This is a genomic window from Streptomyces sp. NPDC015171, assembly GCF_043079545.1.
In the GTDB taxonomy this organism is placed as follows: Bacteria; Actinomycetota; Actinomycetes; order Streptomycetales; family Streptomycetaceae; genus Streptomyces.
Genome location: NZ_JBIBUO010000015.1, coordinates 89,750 through 112,588, shown reverse-complemented (window position 1 = coordinate 112,588; position 22,839 = coordinate 89,750). Strand labels below are relative to the sequence as shown.

General features: G+C 71.7%; 16 protein-coding genes. 11 read left to right on the top strand and 5 right to left on the bottom strand.

Annotated elements, in window-relative coordinates; translation table 11 throughout:
- Positions 1 to 404 precede the first annotated feature (404 nt).
- Positions 405 to 2,381, top strand: a complete 1,977-nt coding sequence (locus ACF073_RS32535) for an ATP-dependent DNA helicase (RefSeq protein WP_392075027.1) — start codon at positions 405 to 407, stop codon at positions 2,379 to 2,381.
- Between the two features lie 148 nt (positions 2,382 to 2,529).
- On the opposite strand, the gene lexA is transcribed toward ACF073_RS32535, so the two are convergent.
- Positions 2,530 to 3,309, bottom strand: a complete 780-nt coding sequence (gene lexA, locus ACF073_RS32530) for a transcriptional repressor LexA (RefSeq protein WP_392075026.1) — start codon at positions 3,307 to 3,309, stop codon at positions 2,530 to 2,532.
- Between the two features lie 561 nt (positions 3,310 to 3,870).
- Between lexA and nrdR the strand changes: the two genes are divergently transcribed.
- Complete coding sequence (gene nrdR / locus ACF073_RS32525; RefSeq protein WP_392075025.1) at positions 3,871 to 4,422, top strand: transcriptional regulator NrdR; 552 nt, start codon at positions 3,871 to 3,873, stop codon at positions 4,420 to 4,422.
- Between the two features lie 164 nt (positions 4,423 to 4,586).
- Positions 4,587 to 7,481, top strand: coding sequence for a vitamin B12-dependent ribonucleotide reductase (locus ACF073_RS32520; RefSeq protein ID WP_392075024.1), 2,895 nt, complete (start codon positions 4,587 to 4,589; stop codon positions 7,479 to 7,481).
- A 70-nt stretch (positions 7,482 to 7,551) separates the two neighbouring features.
- Here the strand turns inward: ACF073_RS32520 and ACF073_RS32515 are convergent, their stop codons facing one another.
- Positions 7,552 to 8,085, bottom strand: coding sequence for a TerD family protein (locus ACF073_RS32515; RefSeq protein WP_392075023.1), 534 nt, complete (start codon positions 8,083 to 8,085; stop codon positions 7,552 to 7,554).
- Positions 8,086 to 8,237: 152 nt separating this feature from the next.
- Between ACF073_RS32515 and ACF073_RS32510 the strand changes: the two genes are divergently transcribed.
- From ACF073_RS32510 to ACF073_RS32500, 3 genes are all read left to right on the top strand, one after another.
- Complete coding sequence (locus ACF073_RS32510; RefSeq protein ID WP_392075022.1) at positions 8,238 to 8,843, top strand: YdbC family protein; 606 nt, start codon at positions 8,238 to 8,240, stop codon at positions 8,841 to 8,843.
- 150 nt (positions 8,844 to 8,993) lie between these two features.
- Positions 8,994 to 9,653: a histidine phosphatase family protein gene (locus ACF073_RS32505; protein ID WP_392075021.1), complete on the top strand. Its 660-nt coding sequence runs from the start codon at positions 8,994 to 8,996 to the stop codon at positions 9,651 to 9,653.
- A 12-nt stretch (positions 9,654 to 9,665) separates the two neighbouring features.
- The gene (locus tag ACF073_RS32500) at positions 9,666 to 10,571 is read left to right on the top strand and encodes an ADP-ribosylglycohydrolase family protein (protein ID WP_392075020.1); all 906 of its coding nucleotides are present in this window, start codon (positions 9,666 to 9,668) and stop codon (positions 10,569 to 10,571) included.
- Between the two features lie 403 nt (positions 10,572 to 10,974).
- On the opposite strand, the gene ACF073_RS32495 is transcribed toward ACF073_RS32500, so the two are convergent.
- Positions 10,975 to 12,525: an MFS transporter gene (locus tag ACF073_RS32495; protein ID WP_392075019.1), complete on the bottom strand. Its 1,551-nt coding sequence runs from the start codon at positions 12,523 to 12,525 to the stop codon at positions 10,975 to 10,977.
- Between the two features lie 182 nt (positions 12,526 to 12,707).
- Here ACF073_RS32495 and ACF073_RS32490 point away from each other — a divergent pair, with 182 nt between their 5' ends.
- The 3 genes from ACF073_RS32490 (at position 12,708) to ACF073_RS32480 (ending at position 14,815) form a co-directional block, all read left to right on the top strand.
- Positions 12,708 to 13,331, top strand: a complete 624-nt coding sequence (locus ACF073_RS32490) for a TetR/AcrR family transcriptional regulator (protein ID WP_392075018.1) — start codon at positions 12,708 to 12,710, stop codon at positions 13,329 to 13,331.
- Between the two features lie 81 nt (positions 13,332 to 13,412).
- Positions 13,413 to 14,114: a ribonuclease HII gene (locus ACF073_RS32485; RefSeq protein ID WP_392075017.1), complete on the top strand. Its 702-nt coding sequence runs from the start codon at positions 13,413 to 13,415 to the stop codon at positions 14,112 to 14,114.
- A gap of 68 nt (positions 14,115 to 14,182) precedes the next feature.
- Positions 14,183 to 14,815, top strand: coding sequence for a hypothetical protein (locus ACF073_RS32480; protein WP_392075016.1), 633 nt, complete (start codon positions 14,183 to 14,185; stop codon positions 14,813 to 14,815).
- A gap of 445 nt (positions 14,816 to 15,260) precedes the next feature.
- Here ACF073_RS32480 and ACF073_RS32475 read toward each other — a convergent pair whose 3' ends face one another.
- Both ACF073_RS32475 and ACF073_RS32470 read right to left on the bottom strand, forming a co-directional pair.
- On the bottom strand, positions 15,261 to 15,881 hold the full coding sequence (locus ACF073_RS32475) for a hypothetical protein (protein WP_392075015.1): 621 nt from the start codon (positions 15,879 to 15,881) through the stop codon (positions 15,261 to 15,263).
- A gap of 306 nt (positions 15,882 to 16,187) precedes the next feature.
- Positions 16,188 to 18,353, bottom strand: coding sequence for a RecQ family ATP-dependent DNA helicase (locus ACF073_RS32470; protein WP_392075014.1), 2,166 nt, complete (start codon positions 18,351 to 18,353; stop codon positions 16,188 to 16,190).
- Positions 18,354 to 18,494: 141 nt separating this feature from the next.
- Here ACF073_RS32470 and ACF073_RS32465 point away from each other — a divergent pair, with 141 nt between their 5' ends.
- On the top strand, positions 18,495 to 20,180 hold the full coding sequence (locus tag ACF073_RS32465) for a DUF4192 domain-containing protein (protein WP_392075013.1): 1,686 nt from the start codon (positions 18,495 to 18,497) through the stop codon (positions 20,178 to 20,180).
- Positions 20,181 to 20,548: 368 nt separating this feature from the next.
- Complete coding sequence (locus ACF073_RS32460; protein ID WP_392075012.1) at positions 20,549 to 22,795, top strand: glycogen debranching N-terminal domain-containing protein; 2,247 nt, start codon at positions 20,549 to 20,551, stop codon at positions 22,793 to 22,795.
- Positions 22,796 to 22,839 lie beyond the last annotated feature (44 nt).

The following is a 22,839-nucleotide window of genomic DNA, read 5'->3' as shown; positions in this document are numbered from 1 at the left end:
CCCCGGAACAGCCGCAGGCGAGGCCCACACCGGCGGGCCGATGGCGAACCGCATATCGCGGAGCCCGGGAGCCCGGCGGCGAAGCGGTGAGCCCGGCATCCCTGAGCCCGGGATTGGCGAGTCCGAGGTCGGCGAGTCCGAGGTCGGCGAGCGAGCCGGCCGCCCACCACCCCGCCCCGGGGGGCGCCGAACCCAGACCCCACCCCGGCCCATCCGGGCGCCCGTGCCCCCCACCCCGACCGCGCCCCACCTCAACACCTCAGCCCCGGTGACCGGCCCCGGTCCCGGCCCCAGCGCAGCCCCCACCGCACCCATCCCACCTCAGGAGCCACGGCCGTGAATCCGCCCCCCGTCCCCGGCACGACCACTCGTTTGTCAGTGGAGGGCCGTAGGGTGGTCAGGCTATGACGAAGCCCTCCCTCCCCGAACTCCTGCATGCCTCCGTCGCCGCGGTGGGCGGTACGGAGCGCCCCGGCCAGGTGACCATGGCCGAAGCCGTCGCCGAGGCGATCGACGACGGATCCCACCTGCTGGTCCAGGCCGGCACCGGCACCGGAAAGTCGCTGGGCTATCTCGTGCCCGCGCTCGCGCACGGAGAACGCGTGGTCGTCGCGACGGCCACGCTGGCCCTCCAGCGCCAGCTCGTGGAGCGCGACCTGCCGCGCACGGTCGACGCGCTGCACCCGCTGCTGCGCCGCCGTCCGGAGTTCGCGATGCTCAAGGGCCGGTCGAACTACCTGTGCCTGCACCGCTTGCACGAGGGCATGCCGCAGGACGAGGAGGACGGGCTCTTCGACCAGTTCGAGGCCGCCGCGCCCACCAGCAAGCTGGGCCAGGACCTGCTCAGGCTGCGGGACTGGGCGGACGAGACCGAGAACGGCGACCGGGACGATCTCACCCCGGGTGTCTCGGACCGCGCCTGGGCTCAGGTGTCGGTGTCGTCCCGGGAGTGCCTGGGCGCGTCGAAGTGTGCCTACGGCGCCGAATGCTTCGCGGAGATGGCGCGCGAGCGCGCCAAGCTCGCCGAGGTCGTCGTCACGAACCACGCCCTGCTGGCCATCGACGCCATCGAGGGCGCCCCGGTGCTGCCGCAGCACGAGGTGCTGATCGTGGACGAGGCGCACGAACTCGTCTCCCGGGTCACGGGCGTCGCCACCGGGGAACTCACGCCCGGCCAGGTCAACCGTGCGGTGCGCCGTGCCGCCAAGCTCGTCAACGAGAAGGCCGCCGACCAGCTGCAGACCGCCGCCGAGGGCTTCGAGCGGATCATGGAGCTGGCGCTGCCCGGCCGCCTCGAGGAGATCCCGGAGGACCTCGCCTACGCCCTGATGGCGCTGCGGGACGCCGCCCGCACGGTGATCTCCGCGATCGGCGCGACGCGCGACAAGTCCGTCCAGGACGAGGACGCGGTCCGCAAGCAGGCACTGGCCTCGGTGGAGTCGGTGCACGACGTGGCGGAGCGCGTCGCCAACGGCTCGGAGTGGGACGTCGTCTGGTACGAACGGCACGACCGCTTCGGCGCGTCCCTCCGCGTCGCCCCCATGTCGGTCTCCGGTCTGCTCAGGGAGAAGCTCTTCACCGACCGGTCCGTCGTCCTCGCCTCGGCGACGCTGAAGCTGGGCGGCGACTTCAACGGCGTCGGGGCCTCGCTCGGACTCGGTCCGGAGGGAGTGGAGGGCGACGACCTGCCCACGTGGAAGGGCATCGACGTCGGCTCGCCCTTCGACTACCCCAAGCAGGGCATTCTGTATGTCGCCAAGCATCTCGCGCGCCCCGCGCGCGACGGTGACCGCGGCGACATGCTCGACGAACTGACCGAGCTGATCCAGGCGGCGGGCGGGCGCACGCTCGGCCTGTTCTCGTCCATGCGGGCCGCCCAGCTCGCCGCGGAGGAGCTGCGCTCCCGGATCCCGGAGTTCCCGATCCTGCTCCAGGGCGAGGAGACGCTGGGCGAACTGATCAAGAATTTCGCGGCCGACCCGAAGACCTGTCTTTTCGGCACGCTCTCGCTGTGGCAGGGCGTCGACGTCCCGGGCTCCAGCTGTCAGCTGGTCGTCATGGACAAGATCCCGTTTCCGCGTCCCGACGATCCGCTGATGAGCGCGCGCCAGAAGGCGGTGGAGGACGCCGGCGGCAACGGCTTCATGGCGGTGGCCGCCACCCACGCGGCGTTGCTCATGGCGCAGGGCGCCGGCCGGCTCGTGCGGGCGTCCGGTGACCGGGGCGTGGTCGCCGTTCTGGACCAGCGTCTGGCCACCGCGCGGTACGGCGGTTATCTCAGGACGTCGCTGCCGGACTTCTGGTACACCACGGACCGTAACCAGGTCCGCAAGTCGCTCGCGGCGATCGACGCGTTGGCGCAGCAGGCGGAAGCCGAGTGATCGAGGGGTGACCCGGACCTGCAGCGGTCCAGGTCACCCCTCGACGGGGGCGGCTCCGCGCCGCCCCGGATACACGCAGGGCCCCGGAACCGGCGCAGGGGTTCCGGGGCCCGGTCAGGGAGCGGGCCGGCCGGCCCGCCCGCGGCCGTCAGACGCGCCGCAGCACGGCGACGACCTTGCCGAGGATGGTCGCGTCGTCGCCGGGGATCGGCTCGTAGGCCGCGTTGTGGGGGAGGAGCCATACATGGCCGTCCTCGCGCTTGAAGCGCTTGACCGTGGCCTCGCCGTCGAGCATGGCGGCCACGATGTCGCCGTTCTCGGCCACCGGCTGGCGGCGCACGGTGACCCAGTCGCCGTCGCAGATGGCGGCCTCGATCATGGAGTCGCCGACGACCTTGAGGACGAACAGTTCGCCGTCACCGACGAGCTGGCGGGGGAGAGGGAAGACGTCCTCGACGGACTCCTCGGCGAGGATCGGGCCACCGGCGGCGATGCGGCCGACCAGCGGGACGTACGACGCGGCGGGCTTGCCGGCGGTGTCCGTGGGCTGCACGGTGACGGCCTGGTCCGATCCCCTGACCTCGTACGCGCGCGGGCGGTGCGGGTCGCGGCGCAGGAAGCCCTTGCGCTCCAGTGCCATCAGCTGGTGGGCGACCGAGGACGTGCTGGACAGGCCGACCGCCTGCCCGATCTCGCGCATCGACGGCGGGTAGCCGCGCCGCTGCACGGAGTCCCTGATGACCTCGATCACCCGGCGCTGCCGGTCGGTGAGCCCGGAGCTGTCCGCCCGGATTCCTGGAGGTCGGCCCGGCAGGGAGCGCTTGTGTCCCTCGGGATTCATGGCTTCGCTCATCGCATGTACCGGCTCGACTCGGCCCTGGGAGCGGTCCTGGGCGGTGATGGTGGCACTGTCTGCGGTGGTGGTCACGTCGGCCCCTCTCGATGGTCTCCCTGCTAGCCAACGGTAGTTGCTTTCGAAAGGTTGCGCCAAACACACGTTCGAGTGAAAAAGTGCGTTTCACCTATCGCGATCAAGTGTCTGGGTGTATGGGTAACGCGACATCCGGCGGGCAAAAGCGCCCATTGTTGTACTCTTCACCGCTGAGGTTGCCCGCCTGGTGGGCTGCCTCCCCAGTCTGCCATCCGGAGCCCTGGAGTCCGGGATCCGGGGTCCTGGCTGCGCGGGAGTGCCGCGCGTCCTCCGTCCGGCGCCCACGGTATCGCCGCGAGTGCCGCGCCGGCGCGGCTCCGCGTCGGCGTGTCCGCGCCGGTCGCCGCCGGCCCCCGGGCCGCCGCTCCGTCACGACACGCGTCTCTGCCTCGATGTATGGGCCAATCCCCACATGTAGTGGTTGGATGGCTACAGCGGCCCACAAGTTGTGGTCCCCCCGGTCGGAGACGGCTCTGCGATCGCCTATGCTTAGGGCTGCTTCGCGGGCTTGTGAGTCCGGCGAGGCTCATGAGTCTGCTGTGAGGAGGGTTGGAGAACATGCACTGCCCCTTCTGCAGGCACCCCGACAGCCGTGTGGTCGACAGCCGTACGACCGACGACGGCACGTCCATCCGCAGGCGCCGCCAGTGTCCTGACTGCTCCCGTCGTTTCACGACCGTGGAGACGTGCTCGCTCATGGTGGTGAAGCGGTCCGGGGTCACCGAGCCGTTCAGTCGCACCAAGGTCATCAACGGTGTGCGCAAGGCGTGCCAGGGACGGCCTGTCACCGAGGACGCACTCGCCCAGCTCGGCCAGCGGGTCGAGGAGGCCGTGCGCGCCACCGGGAGCGCCGAGCTGACCACCCACGACGTGGGTCTGGCCATACTCGGCCCGTTGCAGGAGCTCGACCTCGTCGCCTATCTGCGGTTCGCCTCCGTCTACCGGGCGTTCAACTCGCTCGAGGACTTCGAGGCCGCCATCGCGGAGCTGAGGCGGGTGGAGCCGGACGCCGTGGCGGACGAGGGCGGCACGGGCGCGGGGAGCCAGGAAGACCGTCGCGGGACCGGCGGGGCCACCGAGGTCGCCGTGCCCGCGCGCGCCGCCGACTGACCGGCGGTCCGGAAGGCCGTGCGGAGCCGGGTTCCGGCTTGACGGCGGCGAACGAAGGTTTGTCGCGGGTGATGATCCAGCATGCCCGCGACGCAAGACAGAAACATGTGCCCTCGGGAACAAAAGGGCACTTCAGGGCGTTTTTGCCCGTACAGGGAGGCGGCATGACAGAGACGGCGAGCGGTCCGGCACGGGGTTCCCGATCCAAGGGCACCAAGGCCACCAAGGGACTGCGCATCGAGCGCATCCACACCACCCCTGGCGTGCACCCGTACGACGAGGTGTCGTGGGAGCGCCGTGACGTCGTCATGACCAACTGGCGCGACGGCTCGGTCAATTTCGAGCAGCGTGGCGTCGAGTTCCCCGACTTCTGGTCGGTGAACGCGGTCAACATCGTCACCAGCAAGTACTTCCGGGGTGCTGTCGGCACCCCGCAGCGCGAGACCGGTCTGAGGCAGCTGATCGACCGGATCGTGAAGACGTACCGGAAGGCCGGTGAGGACTACAAGTACTTCGCCTCGCCCGCCGACGCCGAGATCTTCGAGCACGAGCTGGCCTACGCCCTCCTGCACCAGATCTTCAGCTTCAACAGCCCGGTCTGGTTCAACGTCGGCACCGCGCAGCCCCAGCAGGTCTCGGCCTGCTTCATCCTGTCCGTCGACGACTCCATGGAGTCGATCCTCGACTGGTACAAGGAAGAGGGCATGATCTTCAAGGGCGGCTCCGGCGCCGGCCTGAACCTCTCCCGCATCCGCTCCGCCAAGGAGCTGCTCTCCTCCGGCGGCAACGCCTCCGGCCCGGTCTCCTTCATGCGCGGCGCCGACGCCTCCGCCGGCACCATCAAGTCCGGTGGTGCCACCCGCCGCGCCGCCAAGATGGTCGTGCTGGACGTCGACCACCCCGACATCGAGGACTTCGTCGAGACCAAGGTCAAGGAAGAGGAGAAGATCCGCGTCCTGCGTGACGCGGGCTTCGACATGGACCTGGGCGGCGACGACATCGCCTCCGTCCAGTACCAGAACGCCAACAACTCGGTCCGTGTGAACGGCGAGTTCATGAAGGCGGTCGAGGAGGGCGGCAAGTTCGGCCTGCGTGCCCGCATGACCGGTGAGGTCATCGAGGAGGTCGACGCCAAGGCGCTCTTCCGCAAGATCGCCGAGGCCGCCTGGGCCTGCGCCGACCCGGGCATCCAGTACGACGACACCATCAACAACTGGCACACCTGCCCCGAGTCCGGCCGGATCACCGCGTCGAACCCGTGCAGCGAGTACATGCACCTGGACAACACGTCCTGCAACCTCGCCTCGCTGAACCTGATGAAGTTCCTCCAGGACGACGGCAAGGGCAACCAGTCCTTCGAGGCCGAGCGCTTCCAGAAGGTCGTCGAGCTGGTCATCACCGCGATGGACATCTCGATCTGCTTCGCGGACTTCCCGACCCAGAAGATCGGCGAGAACACGCGCGCGTTCCGCCAGCTCGGCATCGGCTACGCCAACCTCGGCGCCCTGCTGATGGCCACCGGCCACGCGTACGACTCCGACGGCGGCCGCACCCTGGCCGGCTCGATCACCTCCCTGATGACGGGTACGGCCTACCGCCGCTCCGCCGAGCTGGCCGCGGTCGTCGGCCCGTACGACGGCTACGCCCGCAACGCCGACGCCCACAAGCGCGTCATGGCGCAGCACTCCGACGCCAACGCCAAGGCCGTCCGTACGGACGACCTGGACTCCCCGGTGTGGGCGGCCGCCACGGAGGCCTGGCAGGACGTGCTGCGCCTCGGCGAGCAGAACGGTTTCCGTAACTCCCAGGCGTCCGTCCTCGCGCCGACCGGCACCATCGGTCTCGCGATGTCCTGCGACACCACCGGTGTCGAGCCCGACCTCGCCCTGGTGAAGTTCAAGAAGCTGGTCGGCGGCGGCTCGATGCAGATCGTCAACGGCACCGTCCCGCAGGCCCTGCGCCGCCTGGGCTACCAGGAGGAGCAGATCGAGGCGATCGTCGCCCACATCGCCGAGAACGGCAACGTGATCGACGCCCCCGGCCTCAAGCACGAGCACTACGAGGTGTTCGACTGCGCCATGGGCGAGCGCGCCATCTCCCCGATGGGCCACGTCCGCATGATGGCCGCGATCCAGCCGTGGATCTCCGGCGCCATCTCCAAGACGGTCAACATGCCGGAGACGGCGACCGTCGAGGAGGTCGAGGAGATCTACTTCGAGGCCTGGAAGCTCGGCGTCAAGGCGCTCGCGATCTACCGCGACAACTGCAAGGTCGGCCAGCCGCTCTCCGCCAAGAAGAAGGAGGACGAGAAGGCCGAGATCACCGAGAAGGCCGAGGAGACGATCCGTACCGCGGTCGAGAAGGTGGTCGAGTACCGCCCGGTCCGCAAGCGCCTCCCGAAGGGCCGTCCCGGCATCACCACGTCCTTCACGGTCGGCGGCGCCGAGGGCTACATGACCGCCAACTCCTACCCCGACGACGGCCTCGGCGAGGTCTTCCTGAAGATGTCCAAGCAGGGCTCCACGCTCGCGGGCATGATGGACGCCTTCTCCATCGCGGTCTCCGTCGGTCTGCAGTACGGCGTGCCGCTGGAGACGTACGTCTCGAAGTTCACCAACATGCGCTTCGAGCCGGCCGGTATGACGGACGACCCGGACGTGCGGATGGCGCAGTCGATCGTCGACTACATCTTCCGCCGCCTGGCGCTGGACTTCCTGCCCTTCGAGACCCGCTCCGCCCTCGGCATCCACTCCGCCGAGGAGCGCCAGCGCCACCTGGAGACCGGCTCGTACGAGTCGGCCGACGACGAGGTCGACGTCGAGGGCCTGGCCCAGTCGGCTCCGCGCGCCCAGGAACTGAAGGCCGTGGCGGCTCCGAAGGCCCAGGCCGAGGTGGTCAAGGCCGTGCCGCAGCAGGCGCACACCAGCGCCGAGCTGGTGGAGATGCAGCTGGGCATCCAGGCCGACGCCCCGCTGTGCTTCTCCTGCGGTACGAAGATGCAGCGGGCCGGTTCCTGCTACATCTGCGAGGGTTGCGGCTCGACCAGCGGCTGCAGCTGATGACACGCCGTTCGTGAAGTAAGGGGCGCCGGCCATGGCCGGCGCCCCTTACCCGTGTGCGGTGAGGAGGTCAGGACCGGTGCGCCCGGCCCATGACCCGGGTGAAGTCCGCCGGGTCGTCCTCGAAGCCGTGCACTCCGGGACGGAGCATCCACGCGCCGGAGTCCTCCCGGACGAACTCGGCGATGGTGGCGGCCGTCGCCCCGAGGACCGAGCCGAAGTCGTCCTCGGCGAGCACGGTGTAGCCCTCACGGACGCGTACGGCGGGATTCAGGACACTGACGAACGTCCGGTGCTCGGGGTGCTGCTGGATGACCACACCCACCACCACGCGCGCGTAGCGGTCGTCGAGGCGGTCCAGTTCGAGGGTCATGACCTCGTCCCAGCCGAAGCCCTTGCCGTCCGTGCTGTCGCGGTTGAGCAGGATCGTGCCGTCCGGCGAGCGGCTGTCGAAATGCACCAGGTAGGCCGGAGCCCCGTACGCATCACTGGATGTGAAGGTCGCGGCGACGATGTCGAGATCGGTCGGCGGCCGTCCCGCGGGACTGGGGTCCCACTTGAGCGCGATCTCGACCTTGCGGATTCCTTTGCTGAAGCCGGTCACCGGGCTTCCCCTTCCCCCTGTCGCGTGCGCGCCCCCAACTCCCCTTCGGCTGAGGTGCCTTGCCCATCGTGCCACGTGCGCGGGGGCGTATGCGCGGGTCCTCTCCGCCGGAGAGTGACCGGCGCCACGCCCGGTGGCCGTACGATGGCGCGGTGCTGGTCAAGTGGATTCGCTGCACTGTTGTGGACCGCCGGGGCTTCGAGCGGGGGCAGCGAAAATGGGCGGGGCTTCCGGGGGAGCCGGGATTTCTGGGACAGGGCGGGGGCTGGAGCCGGCAGCGGCCGGGGGTGGTGCACCTCTTCTCCTTCTGGGACAGCCGTGTCGTCTACGACGCCTTCATGGCCCGTTCCCACGACCGCCTGGCCGCCGCCCAGTCCGGCACGTTCAAGGACGCGCAGGTCAAGCTGTTCGAGTACCGCTTCGACGTGAAGACGGGCTTCGAGCCGCGCTTCAGCGACTCCGATCTGATCCGGGTGGCCCTGTGCCGGGTCCACGAGGAGCGCGTCGAGCACTTCACGCTCATGCAGGAGAAGGTCTGGAACCCCGCGATGGCCGGCTCGCCCGGCATGATCCGCGGCATGTTCGCCGAGGCACCCGAGCAGGAGTTCATGATCCTGTCGATGTGGCGGGCGGCGGCCGAGCACGGCAAGTACCGCACGGAGCGTGTGGAACGCCTCGCCCTGCGGGCCCAGACAGAGGCGGACATCGCGGCCCTCACCGGCGACATCGTGGACCTCGAGCCGTCCTGGACGGTCTGAGGCATCATGGGTCTGACGGGCGAACGCACTGGTCCCGGCCGAAGTACGGCGTGCCCGGGAAGGGGTCCCGGACACGAAATGTATGTGACCTACGCCGTATGAGGCCCGTACGATTGCTCGACTCCCCGCCGTTCGAACTAGGGTTTTGGCATGGCACGACCACGGCGCATCGTCCTTGTCCGGCACGGGGAGTCAACGGGCAACGTCGACGACTCCGTGTACGAACGCGAACCCGACCACGCCCTGGCGCTGACCGAGCGCGGCTGGCGGCAGGCCGAGGAGACCGGCAAACGGCTCCGGGAGGTCTTCGGCCGGGAGAGCGTGAGCGTGTACGTCTCCCCGTACCGCCGCACCCACGAGACGCTCCGCGCCTTCCACCTCGACCCCGACCTCATACGCGTGCGGGAGGAACCCCGGCTGCGCGAGCAGGACTGGGGCAACTGGCAGGACCGCGACGACGTGCGCCTGCAGAAGGCCTACCGCGACGCGTACGGCCACTTCTTCTTCAGGTTCCCGCAGGGCGAGTCCGGCGCCGACGTGTACGACCGGGTGGGCGGCTTCCTGGAGAGCCTGTACCGCAGCTTCGAGGCCCCCGATCACCCTCCGAACGTCCTCCTGGTGACCCACGGGCTCGCGATGCGGCTGTTCTGCATGCGCTGGTTCCACTGGACGGTCGCGGAATTCGAGTCGCTGTCCAATCCCGGGAACGGCGAGATGCGGATGCTCGTTCTGGGGGAGGACGGCAAGTACACACTCGACCGGCCCTTCGAGCGCTGGCGGGAGCCGGTGCGGTACTGGGCCACCGGCTAAAGTGACAGGGCGATGACCGCTGACTCCTCTTCCCTCGGGCGCCTCGAGCGTGCTCTGGCGAGCCTGCGCGGACTGGCCGTGGGGGACGCCCTCGGCTCCCAGTTCTTCGTTCCCGCGAACTACCCCCTGCTGAAGCGCCGCGAGCTGCCCCCGGGCCCCTGGCAGTGGACGGACGACACGGAGATGGCCTGCTCCGTGGTGGCCGTGCTCGCCGCCCACCACCGCGTCGACCAGGACGCCCTCGCCCGCTCCTTCGCCGACCACCACGACGTCGACCGGGGCTACGGGCCCGCGGTCAACCGCCTGCTGCGCCTGGTCCGGGAAGGCGAGGACTGGCGTCGGCTGGCCGCCGGACTCTTCAACGGCCAGGGGTCCTGGGGCAACGGCGCGGCGATGCGCATCGCTCCCCTGGGCGCCTGGTACGCGGACGATCCCGAGCAGGCGACCCACCAGGCGGAGATCTCCGCCTATACGACGCACCAGCACCGCGAGGCCGTGGTCGGGGCCATGGCCGTGGCAGCGGCGGCGGCACTGGCGGGCTCGCCGGCCGGACCGCCCACCCCCGGGGCCCTCTTGGACGGCGTCGTCGCACTCGTACCGAAGAGCGCGGTCGGCCAGGGCCTGCGCCGGGCCCGGGACATGCTCGACTACGGCGACGCGGCCACCGTCGCGGCCGTCCTGGGCTGCGGACGGCGCACGACCGCCCACGACACGGTCCCCTTCGCCCTCTGGTCGGCCGCGCGCGCCCTCGGTGACTACACAGCGGCGTTCTGGACGACCGCCCAGGTCGGCGGGGACGTCGACACGACCTGCGCGATCGTCGGCGGTGTGCTCGCCGCGGGCACGGCGGGAGCACCGCCCGCCGACTGGGTGGGGCACACCGAGGCCCTGCCGGACTGGGCGCCCACGGGGGCCTGACGGCCTCCGCGGCCGCGGGTTCCTGCCCCTGTCCCGGTGTCCCGGGTTCCCGCCCCCGTCCCGGATGGCCGGAAACTCTCCGTGCCCGCCGGGAACGCTCTGTGACCGCCGCTCGTTCGTCAGGTAGCCGCCGTGCACCGCGCCGGTGGCCGGGGATGCAGGCGGGGACTTGGGAGCGAGAGGCGGAGGGGGGTGCGACATGGCGGTCGCGTCGCCGGTGAACCGACCGGCACCGGTGCCGGAGCCGGGGCTTACGCTGTTGGCCGCCCTGTTCCCGGCCCTTGTCGCGGTCGTGTGGGGTGCGCCGACGGCCATGGCGCGGCGGCCGGCCGGACCGCCGCGGGTGCCGTCGGCCGCCCGGCGGCGTTCCGGCCGGCCGCGGCTTCGCGCGGCGCGGCCTGGTTCAGCCCATGTGCGGGCCCGCAGCGCCCGCGAGGGAGTCGAGGTCGCTCTTGCGGACCTTCAGCACCAGCAGGGCGGCGAGGAAGGCGAGTACGCCCATCGCCGCGGCCGGTATGAAAGCGGTGGAGATGCCGTGCGCGAGCACCTCGTGCCCCCAGGGCGCCGGCAACTGGTGCGTCGTGGCGAACTGAGCCTGCTGCTCCGGCGAGGCGTCTGCGAGGAACTTCGGCATCTGCTTCTTCGCCTCGTCGGTGCCGGCCGTTCCGAAGACGGTCGTCAAGATGGAGAGTCCGAGCGAACCACCGACCTGCTGCATGGCGTTGAGCAGGCCGGACGCCGCGCCCGCCTCGTGCGGCGCGACACCGGACACGGCGGTGACGGTGGCCGTCACGAAGGTCAGGCCCATACCGAAGCCGAACACCACCATGGGCCCGAGCACTCCGCCCACGTAGGTGCTGTCGGGCCGGATGAAGGTCTGCCAGGACAGCCCGGCCACCACGAGCGCCGAGCCCGTCATCATGAACGGCTTGGGGCCGAGTACCGGCAGGAAGCGCTGGGACAGGCCCGCACCGACCGCGATCGCGACGGTCACCGGAAGGAAGGCGACTCCGGCCTTGATGGCGCTGTAGCCGAGCACGTTCTGCACGAACAGCACGATGTAGAAGAACATGCCGAACATCGCCGCGGCCAGGCTCAGCATGATCACGTACGTGCCCCAGCGGTTCCGGTCGGCGAACATCCGCAGCGGGGTGATCGGCTCCTTCGCCCGCATCTCGGTGAAGACGAAGGCGAACAGCAGCACCACGGCGGCACCGAAGGAGCCGAGGGTCAGGCCGTCGCGCCAGCCGTCCTCCGCGGCGCGTATGAACCCGTACACCAGCGCGGCCATGCCGACCGTGGAGGTCAGGGCGCCGGTGAGGTCGAAGCGCCCCGGATGACGCCGGGACTCGTTGATGTACAGCGGCGCGAGCGAGGCGATCAGCACACCGAGGGGTACGTTGACGAACAGCACCCACCGCCAGTCGAGCCAGTCGGTGAGCATGCCGCCCGCGAGCAGACCGATCGCGCCACCGCCCGCGGACACGGCGGCGAACACCCCGAAGGCCCGGTTCCGTTCGGGTCCTTCGGGGAAGGTCGTCGTGATCAGCGCCAACGACGTGGGCGACGCGATCGCGCCGCCCACACCCTGCAGGGCGCGTGCGGCGAGCAGCTGCCAGGGCTCCTGGGCCAGGCCGCCCAGCAGCGAGGCGAAGGTGAACAGCAGGATGCCGGCCATGAACACCCGGCGGCGGCCGAGGATGTCACCGGCCCGCGCACCGAGCAGCAGCAGACCGCCGAAGGTGAGCGTGTAGGCGCTGACCACCCAAGTCAGGTCGGTGGTGCTGAACTCGAGGGCGTTCTGGATGTGCGGGAGCGCGATGTTCACAATCGTCGCGTCGAGTACCACCATGAGTTGGCAGGCCGCGATGACGGTGAGTGCGATGCCGGGATGCCCCTCCCGGCGGGCCACGCCCGGATTCTGGTCGTCCTTGAGCAGCTGAGAGGTCGTCACTGTGGGTCCCCCATACAGGCATTAGTGAACGCTTGCGTTCACTGGCGCATCCACGGTAATGAGTCCCCGACAGTGAACGCAAGCGTTCACTTAATGATGCGCCGCATCCCGCGTCCCCCTGTCGCCGCGGCGCGGCGCCACTGGCCCGGAACCCCGCTTCCCTCGCATGCTGGAGAAAACAGATGGTTACCTCGCGCTGGACGGCCGAGCCGGCCCGGCCGGCTTCCCCTCGTCGGCGCGGTGCGGTGCTGGAGCGCGCGATCCTGGATGCGGCTCTGGAGCAGCTGAGCACCGTCGGCTGGAAGGGGCTGACCATGGAAGGCGTCGCGGCCGGCGCCCGGACCGGCAAGGCGGCGGTCTACCGCCGCTGGTCGTCCAAGGAGGATCTGGTCGCCGACGCCCTGGTGTCCGGGCTGCCCCGGGTGGAGCGGGCACCGGACCTCGGGAGCGTCCGCGAGGACCTGCTCACCCTGTGCCGTCAGGTGCGCGGGATCATGTATTCGCGGCCCGGTGTCGCACTGCGCTCGGTCATTCACGAATGCGATCACATGCAGGTGGAGCGCTTCGAGGGAGTGATCCTCGGGAATGTGGTCGAGCCCACCGTCGAACTGCTTCGGCAGGTCATCACCCGTGGAATAGAGCGAGGGGAGGTGCGCTCGGATGCGGCCGACGGATACGTCTTCGATGCCATTCCGGCCATGATGATGTATCGCTCAAAGATGTGCGCGAGCGAATGGGAAGACCGAGATCTCGAAGAGATGGTCGACCGGCTGATGCTCCCGCTGCTGCGGCCCTACGGCGCCTGATCCCGTGCGGCGGCGTCCTCGGTACAGGTCGGGAGACCGGGGTGTCGCGCGGCGATCCCGGCGGCGTACGCTAAGGGCGCCATGCCGTACGAACCACCCACTCACACCGTCGAGCGCTCCCTGCGCGCCACGACCGGAGCGAAGGTCATTGCCGGTGTCGATGAGGTCGGGCGCGGCGCCTGGGCCGGACCCGTCACCGTCTGTGCCGCGATCACCGGACTCCGCCGCCCGCCCGAGGGCCTGACCGACTCCAAGTTGCTGACGGTCAGGCGGCGTACGGAACTGGCCGAGACCCTGCGGTCATGGGTGACGGCCTACGCGCTGGGGCATGCTTCTCCCGAGGAGATCGACCAACTGGGGATGACGGCCGCACTGCGGCTCGCCGCGGTCCGTGCCCTGGAGGTTCTGCCGGTCCGCCCCGACGCCGTGATCCTCGACGGGAAGCACGACTACCTCGGCTCCCCCTGGCAGGTGCGCACGGTGATCAAGGGCGATCGCTCGTGTGTGGCTGTCGCGGCGGCGTCCGTGATCGCCAAGGTTCAGCGCGACAAAATGATGGCCGAACTGGGCATCGACCATGCAGACTTCGGATTCGCGGACAACGCCGGGTATCCGTCGCCCGTGCACAAGACCGCACTGGTGGAGCGGGGGCCCACCCCGCACCACCGTTTGTCGTGGGCGTATCTTGATGCGTTGCCTCAGTGGCGGCACCTCAAGAAGGTCCGCAGCTGGGCGGATGGAAGCGTTCCGGAAATTGAGGGTCAGCTCGGCTTCGATTTCTGACGGTTCCGATCGCACTGATGTGCCCCCCGGCCATCCGCGCCGCACCAACGTTTGATAAATATCAGCTCATGCCTCTCCTTCCCGAGGAGCCTCAGATTCACGAGAGTGCCCAGGGTCCCCGCGTCACTCCGGCCGCCGGCCGTACCACGCCGACCCCTCGCCCCGTACCCGGCCCCCGCCCCGCGGCTCCGTCCCGCCCCGGTCGTCCCGGCCCTCAGCGGCCCACGCCGCCGGTGCAGCGCACACCGCGTGACGGGGCTCCGGCCAAGCCTGGCCCCTCCGGCCCGGCCGTTTCCGCCGCTCCCGCGGCGGGCCCGCAGATCCAGCTGATCCCGGCTTCGGCCGAGGGTGCGCTCGACGCCGCCGATGAGGCGGTGGACCTGCTGCTGGACTCGGGCCGCGCCCCCGGTGACGTGCTCATGATCACCACGGGTGCCCAGCATCCGTGGGCCGAGCACGAGCTGTCCTTCGGCGAAGCGTCCTACTGGGCGCAGCACGACGCAGGTGACGACGTCTTCTACACGGATGCCGCCATCGCCTCCCGCGCCGGGTCCCGGCCGGTGGTCGTCGTGGCCGTCAACGGAGGCCCCGCCTCCGCTGCCGGCGTCGCCCTCCCGCTGGCGCACGCCCGAGCCGGTGCCCTGCTGATCGTCTGCGGTGACCCGCAGCAGATCAACTCGGTGCTGGGCGCCGGGGTCTGAGTCGCGTCCGGCACCTCGGGCGACCGAGGTGCCGAAGAGGCCGCTCCGGCGGAGTCCGCATGGTGCGGCTTTTGGCGTGTCCGGAAGCCGCACCTCGATGGCGCAGGTGGCGGGACGGCTCTCCTGGAGAGCCCGCGGAGCAGCATCGGAGCTGCCTTGCGAGCCTGATCCAGGCCGCCGAGGCGGCCCGAGACCGAGCGGGCGTCCTGCACGCACCTCGTGCACGAGCCGCCTGAACGGCCGTGCACGAGGCCGCCGCACCGGGCACGTCGGCCTGTCTGGCCGGGCGCTCCGGAGTGCCTCATGGATCTGCCGGAACCTGCGGGTGAGCCGGCCTGTGCTCATCGGCGCCGCTCGCCGACTCGGCCGGACCGTCGCACATCCCCCGGTCGTACCGGTCATGCTGCCCGGTCGGCGGCGCCGACCGGCGCGTCGCCCGCGCCGGTCAGCGTGCCGCCGCCCGGCGCAGCACCTCGGATACGGGGCCGCCGGAGCGCGGCACCAGTGGCGGCGCCTCCGCCGTGGCGAACGGCTCCGGTATCGAATGCACGTTGGGCCGACGGCCGCCGCGTCCCTCGCCGAGCACCTGCCAGCCGTCATGCGTCAGCGTGATGTACGCCCCGCAGCGCAGGCCGTGCAGTGTGCAGGCATCGCGCAGACCCCACATCCACGCACCGTCCTCCTCGGTCCACCGGGCATCGCCCTCACGGCAGTAGAGCAGGACAGCCGTGCGCACGGGAGTGCGGCGGCGCAGGTCGTGCGGGATCACCCGGCGCAGCTGGTCCAGCAGCGCGTTGCGCAGCATCCAGCCGTCGGCCGACGCCGAACGGCGCGTGAACGAGGCGCTGGCCCGCAGCCGTTCGTCCGGGTCGAGAACCGCCACGATCGCGGTGAGCGGCTTCGGATGATGGCGGGCGTGCAGCCCGCTGACGACCTCACGGGGGTTGCGCAGCAGCGGGATCTCGGCGGCGGCCCATTCCGCCGGCTCGAGCAGGCGACTGGCGGAAGAGTCGGACGTGGACGTCGACAACGAGGCTGCCGAGGACGAGGCGAATCCGAAGGTCACGTTCCTCCCTTCGGCTACGCGCCCATACTGCGGGCGAGGTCGGATTCGGGGGAGCGCGCACCGCAGCTGAGCCCAACCGGATCACGGACGAGCCGTGCGGGTAGCGGACCTCAATTCTTCCTGTCGAACTTGGATGCGGCAACGAGCAATTGGGGCCACCGACTGTTATCTGGTGGTCCGTGACTTATATCCCTACCCAGTGGATGAGCCGACACGCCTGAGGTGCTCGAACGCGATCCCGATGGGCGCGGCGATCCGCGCTGCGGCCACCCTGGACGACGGCGAGCGCGGGCGGCGACGCCTCGCTCATCCCTGGACGGCGAGGACCAGCGGCAGCACGCCGCGCGCCCCGGCCTTCCGGAGCAGGCGTGCCGCGACCGCCAGGGTCCAGCCCGTCTCCGTGAAATCGTCGACCAGCAGGACCGGACCGCTAGCCTCGGCGAGTGCCGACGCCAGGGCGGGCGACACCGTCAACACCCCGTCGAGGGCCTTCAGTCGCTGCGCGCTGTTGCTGCGCGCCAGCCGCGGTGCGTCCCCGGCGTACTCCACCGAGCCGAGCAGAGGGAGCCTGCCGATCTCGGCGATCCCCTCGCCCAGGGACTGGATCAGTCGCGGTCGGCTGTGCGAGGCCATGGTGACCACGCCGACCGGGCGGGGCGAGGCGTCGGACGCGCCGGAGGCCCAGCCGCCGGGACCGCGCGCCCAGTCGGCCAGTACCTCGACCACGGCCCGCGCCACGTCGTCGGGCACCGCCGCGTCCGGGGTCTGGGGAGCGAGCAGCGGGCGCAGCCGGTTGCCCCAGCCGATGTCCGACAGGCGCCCCAGAGCCCGTCCCGGTGAAGCCTGTTCCCCGGCCGGGATGCGTCCCTTGAGGTCGATGCCGATGGCCGGAAGTCCCGTCGGCCACATGCGACGGGGTTCCACTTCCACCCCGGCGCGGCCCAGATCGCTCCGCGCCGCGTCCAGTGCCGCACCGGACAGGTGCGAGGTGAAGCGCGGTTCGGCGCAGTTGTCGCAGCGGCCGCAGGGTTTGGCGCCCTCGTCGTCCAGCTGGCGCTGCAGGAACTCCATCCGGCACTCGGCGGTACTCGCGTACTCGCGCATCGCCTGCTGCTCGGCCGCGCGCTGCCGGGCCACCCATGCGTAGCGCTCGCTGTCGTACGACCACGGCTGCCCCGTCGCGATCCAGCCGCCCTTGACCCGGCGCACCGCGCCGTCCACGTCGAGGACCTTCAGCATCGTCTCCAGGCGTGAGCGGCGCAGCTCGACCAGCGGCTCCAGGGCGGGCAGCGACAGGGGGCCGTCAGCCCGGGCGAGGACGTCCAGAGTGCGCCGGACCAGATCCTCGGAAGGGAAGGCCAGCGAGGCGAAGTACTCCCAGATCGCCTCGTCCTCCTTGCCGGGCAGCAGCAGTACCTCGGCGTGGGCGACGCCGCGGCCGGCCCTGCCGACCTGCTGGTAGTAGGCGATGGGGGAGGAGGGCGAGCCGAGATGGACCACGAAACCGAGGTCAGGCTTGTCGAAGCCCATGCCGAGCGCGGAGGTGGCGACCAGTGCCTTGACACGGTTGGCGAGCAGGTCGTCCTCGGCCTGCTGCCGTTCCGCGTTCTCCGTCTTGCCCGTGTACGAGGCGACGGCGTGCCCGCGCTGCCGAAGGAAGGCGGTGACCTCCTCGGCGGCGGCGACCGTGAGCGTGTAGATGATGCCGGAGCCCGGCAGGTCGTCGAGATGGTCGGCGAGCCAGGCCATCCGGTGCGCGGCGTCCGGGAGCCGCAGCACACCGAGGCTCAGACTCTCCCGGTCCAGTGGTCCGCGGAGCACCAGGGCGTCGGACGCGCCGCCCGTGCCGAGCTGCTCGGCGACGTCCGCCGTCACCCGCGCGTTGGCCGTGGCGGTGGTGGCCAGCACCGGGACACCGGGCGGGAGATCGCCGAGCATGGTGCGCAGCCGCCGGTAGTCGGGCCGGAAGTCGTGGCCCCAGTCGGAGATGCAGTGGGCCTCGTCCACGACCAGCAGGCCGGTGGCTGCGGACAGCTTGGGCAGGACCTGGTCACGGAAGTCGGGGTTGTTCAGCCGCTCGGGCGAGACGAGCAGCACGTCCACGTCGCCCGACGCGATCTCGGCCTGGACGGACTCCCACTCCTCGGTGTTGGCGGAGTTGATGGTCCGGGCATGGATCCCGGCGCGGGCCGCGGCGTCGACCTGGTTCCGCATGAGCGCGAGCAGCGGCGAGACGATCACCGTGGGACCACTTCCCGCGGCCCGCAGCAGTGAGGTCGCCACGAAGTACACAGCGGACTTGCCCCATCCCGTGCGCTGCACGATCAGGGCCCGGCGCCGCTCGGCGACCAGTGCCTCGATCGCCCGCCACTGGTCCTCGCGCAGCCGGGCGGTGCCTGTGGCATCCCCGACGAGCCGGGCGAGGACGGCGTCGGCCTGTGCGCGGAGGTCCGCGTTGCTCGTGTGCTCCATGGCTCCATACAACAGGACGGGACCGACAACCGGGCGGGCCCGGGGCAGAGCTGTGGACAACGGGAACGGCCTTGTCGTGTCCCTGATCCGACTTGTCCACAGGCTCAAGCGGAACATCAAGATCCGCGAGATCGTCGGCGCATGACGAATCACAGCGACACCACCGGACCCTTCGAAAGCGACGGCATCTCGGGGCAGGAGCCGTACACCGGACCGACCGAACACGCCGCACAGGTCACTCTGCGCACCCCGGCCGAACTGGCCGACGCCCTGCCCTACCTGCTCGGGTACCGCCCGGAGGACAGCATGGTGCTGGTCGCACTGAACGACCGCGAGGGCCGGGGCAGGTTCGGCGGCCGGGCCCGGCTCGGCATCCCCGCGAACGAGGAGGACTGGGAGGCCGCGGCCCGGCAACTGGTCCGCGGACTTGTGACCGGCAGCGAGCGGCGCGGCGCACGGCCCGAGCGGATGGTGGCCTATGTCTGCCAGGAACCCGCGCCGGGGCAGTCCGGCCAGGACGTCAAACGACGCCTGGAGCCGCTTGCCCAGCTGATGCGCACGGAGTGCGGCACCCTCGACGTGCCGGTCATCGAGGCCCTGTGCATCTCGGACGGCCGCTTCTGGTCCTACTGCTGCCCGGTCAAGGAGTGCTGCCCCGAGGACGGCTCACCGATGGGGCTGCCCGGCACCTCCGTGCTCGCCGCCGCGGCCACCTACGCCGGGATCCAGGTGCGCGGCACGCTGAGGGAGCTGCGCGCCAGGCTGCAGCCCTGGGAGACCTCGGCCGCGCTGGAACAGGAGGTTTCCTTGGACGCGGCAGGCATGAGCCTGGTGCCCCGGATCCTGGACGAGACGGGCCGGCACGAGGTGGCGGAGGAGACCGTCGCCCTCGCCGAGCGGATCATCCGCCGCTTCGCCGAGGCGGCCCCGGCCTCCGGCACACACCCGGCGGACGTACGCGACGACGGCCTCCTCGGCGCCGACGAGGCGGCCACCCTGATCCTCGGGCTCCAAGACCGCACGACCCGCGACAGGGCCGCCGCCTGGATGGAGGGGGACGAGGCAGGTCCCGCGCTCCGCCTCTGGCGTGCCCTGGCCCGCCGTTGCGTCGGACCCTATGGCGAGCACGCCGCCGCACCACTGACCCTGGCGGGCTGGGTCGCCTGGTCCATGGGCGATGAGCTGGAGGCGCGCGAGGCGCTGGCCATGGCGCTGGGCGCGGATCCCGACTACCTCTTCGCCCGCCTGCTGCACCAGGCCTGCAATGAGGGACTCGACCCCGAGGCGGTGCGCCGCTGTCTGCGCGCGGAGCGCGACCGACGCCCGCCTGCGGACACCGTGGAGCAGCCATCGCGGCGGACCGCGGAGGAAGCGGAGGGAGGGGAGGAAGTCGTCCCGGCACCTCGGACCGCTCTCGCCGAGCCCACGCCGACCGAGCCCACGCCGACCGGGCCCCCGGCGCCGGGAGCCGTCGCCCAGGCGGACGATCGCGGTGGTGAGCCCGGCGCCCAGGCGGACGGCCGGTGTACCGAGTCCGGTGCTCGGACGGACGACCGCGGTGCGGAGCCCGGCGCCGGGACGGGCGCGCGGCGGCGACGCCGTGCACGAGCTGCGGATGGCGACAACACCCGTCACACAGCCCGGGAGAGGGGGACGCGGCGGAGGCCGGCCGACTCCCGGCCCCGAACGTCCGCGGCTGAGGCCGGCCGGCCCGGCACCCCCGGCGCGAGCGCCGCCCGCTCGCGTGCGGCGGCGGGCCAGGCTGACACGACGACAGGTGGTGCCGCGTCGGGCAGCGGGCCATCCCGGCCGGAGGTGGACGGATGAGCAGCACCCGGTGCGACCCGGGGCAGGCATCGGTCTCCGCCGGTTCCGGTGGCGTGCCAGGGGCAGCGCATGAGAACCGGTGGCCGCGGTGTGCGGTGACCGGGCGACGGGGGCGGCCGTTCCTTCCCGCTCAGTCGGCTCCGTACCGGCACCTCGGTCCGGTGGTGTGCGCGGACCCCGGCCGGCCGGTCACGTCGCCCTCCGCCGGCTTCCCCGAGGCGAGCCGTGACCCGGACGAGTCCCCTTCCGTTCACCTGAGTGGCGGAACGCCTGGACGGGCCCTGCCGCCGAACCGCCCCTGTCCTCCGTGGCGACCCAGTGGCCGCCCAGCGCGCCCGAGGCGCACCGAGCGCGGAAGAAGCCACCACATGCACCAGCAGCCGACCCCGCCCGCCGCCCCCTGCGAGCGTCCGTCCCGGGACAGGCGCGAGCCGTTCCCGGCGGACGGCACGGGCCTCCGCTCGCCGGAGGCCACTGGCCCTGCGCACCAGCCGCCCGCCGACTCACGACCTCCTTCACCGGCGGTCCAGGACAGCCCCACGTCCTCCGTCCCCACCCGCCCCGGCCGACCCGCGACGGCCCCGGCGCAGCGCACGCCCCCGGGCAGCCGCCCGGCGCCGGAGCTGCCGACCACCCGGCAGCGCACGCCCCCCGGCAGCCGCCCGGCGCCGGAGCTGCCCACCACGCACACCGCGCTGATCTGCGTGGCCCTGCCCGGCCTCGTCATCTCCGGCGAACCGGGCCAGCTGACCGGCCGGGGACTCGACGGGTTCTACCGAGGCGGCAGACGGCTGCTCTCCCGCTGCCAGGTGCGTGTGGCGGGCCGCGAACCGCTGCCGGTGCAGGCCAGGATGACCGGAGCCGCCAGCGCCCGCTTCGTGGGGACGCTGCGCGCGTCCCCGGCGGCCGGCCCCGACCCCGATGTCGTCGTGGAGCGAACACGCCATGCCGACGGAACCGAAAGGATCACTCTCCGCAACGCGGCCTTTCGCCCGCTGCGCCTGCCCGTCGAGGTCGCCCTCGGTACCGACCTGGCGGACCTCGGCGCCATCGCCGCAGGTACCTCGGGCCCCGAACTCCCGGCCAGCGTCCATGACGCGGGCCTGCGCTGGGCCACGGCCGACGCCGCCGCCTGCGTCACCGCGGACCCGCCGCCCTCCGACGCCCTGGCCTCCGCCGGGCTGCTGCGCTGGGAAGTGGAACTGCCACCGGGCGGGACGGCGGCCCTGGAGCTGAGGGTGCGTCCCGCGGGGGCGGGTCCGCTCAGGGCCGCGGGGCATGCCGGTACCGGTCCCTTCGCCGCCGCGACAGCGGCCGGCGACGACCCCCGGGTGGCCCCGCTGCTGCACTCGGCCGTCGCCGACCTCCAGGCACTGCTCCTGCGTGACCCCGCACACCCGGCCGACACCTACCTGGCGGCGGGCGCCCCCTGGCGCTGCGGAATGGCCCCGGCCGAGGCCCTCGCCGCCGCCCGTATGACGCTGCCGCTGGGCACGCGGCTCGCCGCGGGCACCTTGCGTGCCCTGGCCCGCACCCAGCTCCCCGGCCCGGGCCCCAGAGCCGGCCTGATCCCCGGCCCGCGACGCGACGCCGGCCCGCACCTCCCGCCGAGCTGCACAGGAACGGAGGCCACGCTGCTCTTCCCCGTCCTGCTGGCCGAGGCCCGCCGCTGGGGGCTGCCCGACCAGGAGACCCGGGAACTGCTGCCCGCGGCCGAGCGCTGCCTGACCTGGCTGCGGACGACCGTCGGGGACGACACCTACCTCCCCGACCCGCACCCCGCGGGGCCGGCGCGCTGCGAGACCCAGGCTCACGCCCATCGCGCCGCCCTGCTGGGTGCCGATCTCCTCGACGCCTACGACAGGCCGGGCGCCGAAGAACTGCGCGAGTGGGCGCAGAGACTGCGGACGGCCTTCCACGCGGGCTTCTGGGTGGAGGACCGCGGTGGCGGACGCCCGGCCGCCGCGCTGACGCCGGACGGCCGGCCCGTGCCCCATCTGACCGCCGCCGCCGTCCACCTCCTCGACACCGGCCTGCTCGGTGCGGGCCGGTTCGCCCCGGGCCTGCTCGACAAGGTGCACACGGAACACCTGGCCCGGCTGCTCGGCACCCCCGCCATGGACGCGGGCTGGGGACTGCGCGGCCTCGGCACCAAGGAAGCGGGACACAACCCGTTCGGGCACCGGACCGGAGCCGTGCGCGTCCAGGAGACCGCCCTGGCGGTCGCCGGACTCACAGCGGCCGGCTACGAGAAGGAAGCCACCGGTCTGCTGCGCGGCTTGCTGGCGGCGGCGGAGCACTTCGGTCACCGCCTCCCCGAGATGTACGCCGGCGAACAGCGCTCGGCCGGCGGCGCCCCCCTCCCGCACCCCGCGGCCTGCCGCCCGGCCGCCACCGCCGCGGCCTCCGTGGTGCTGCTGCTCACCGCCCTCGCCGGCATCCGCCCCGACGCCCCGGCCCGCACGGTCACCCTGCGCCCCGTGCGGAGCGCCCCGCTCGGCGAACTCGTCCTCAGCGGACTGCGTGTCGCGGGCACCCCCTTCGCCGTGCGGATCAGCCGACTGGGACTCGCCATGGTGGAAGAAGCGGCGGACGGCCTGCAACTGGGCGCGTGACCCCCACAGGAGTCGGGTGACCTCGTACGACACGATCGGAGCGA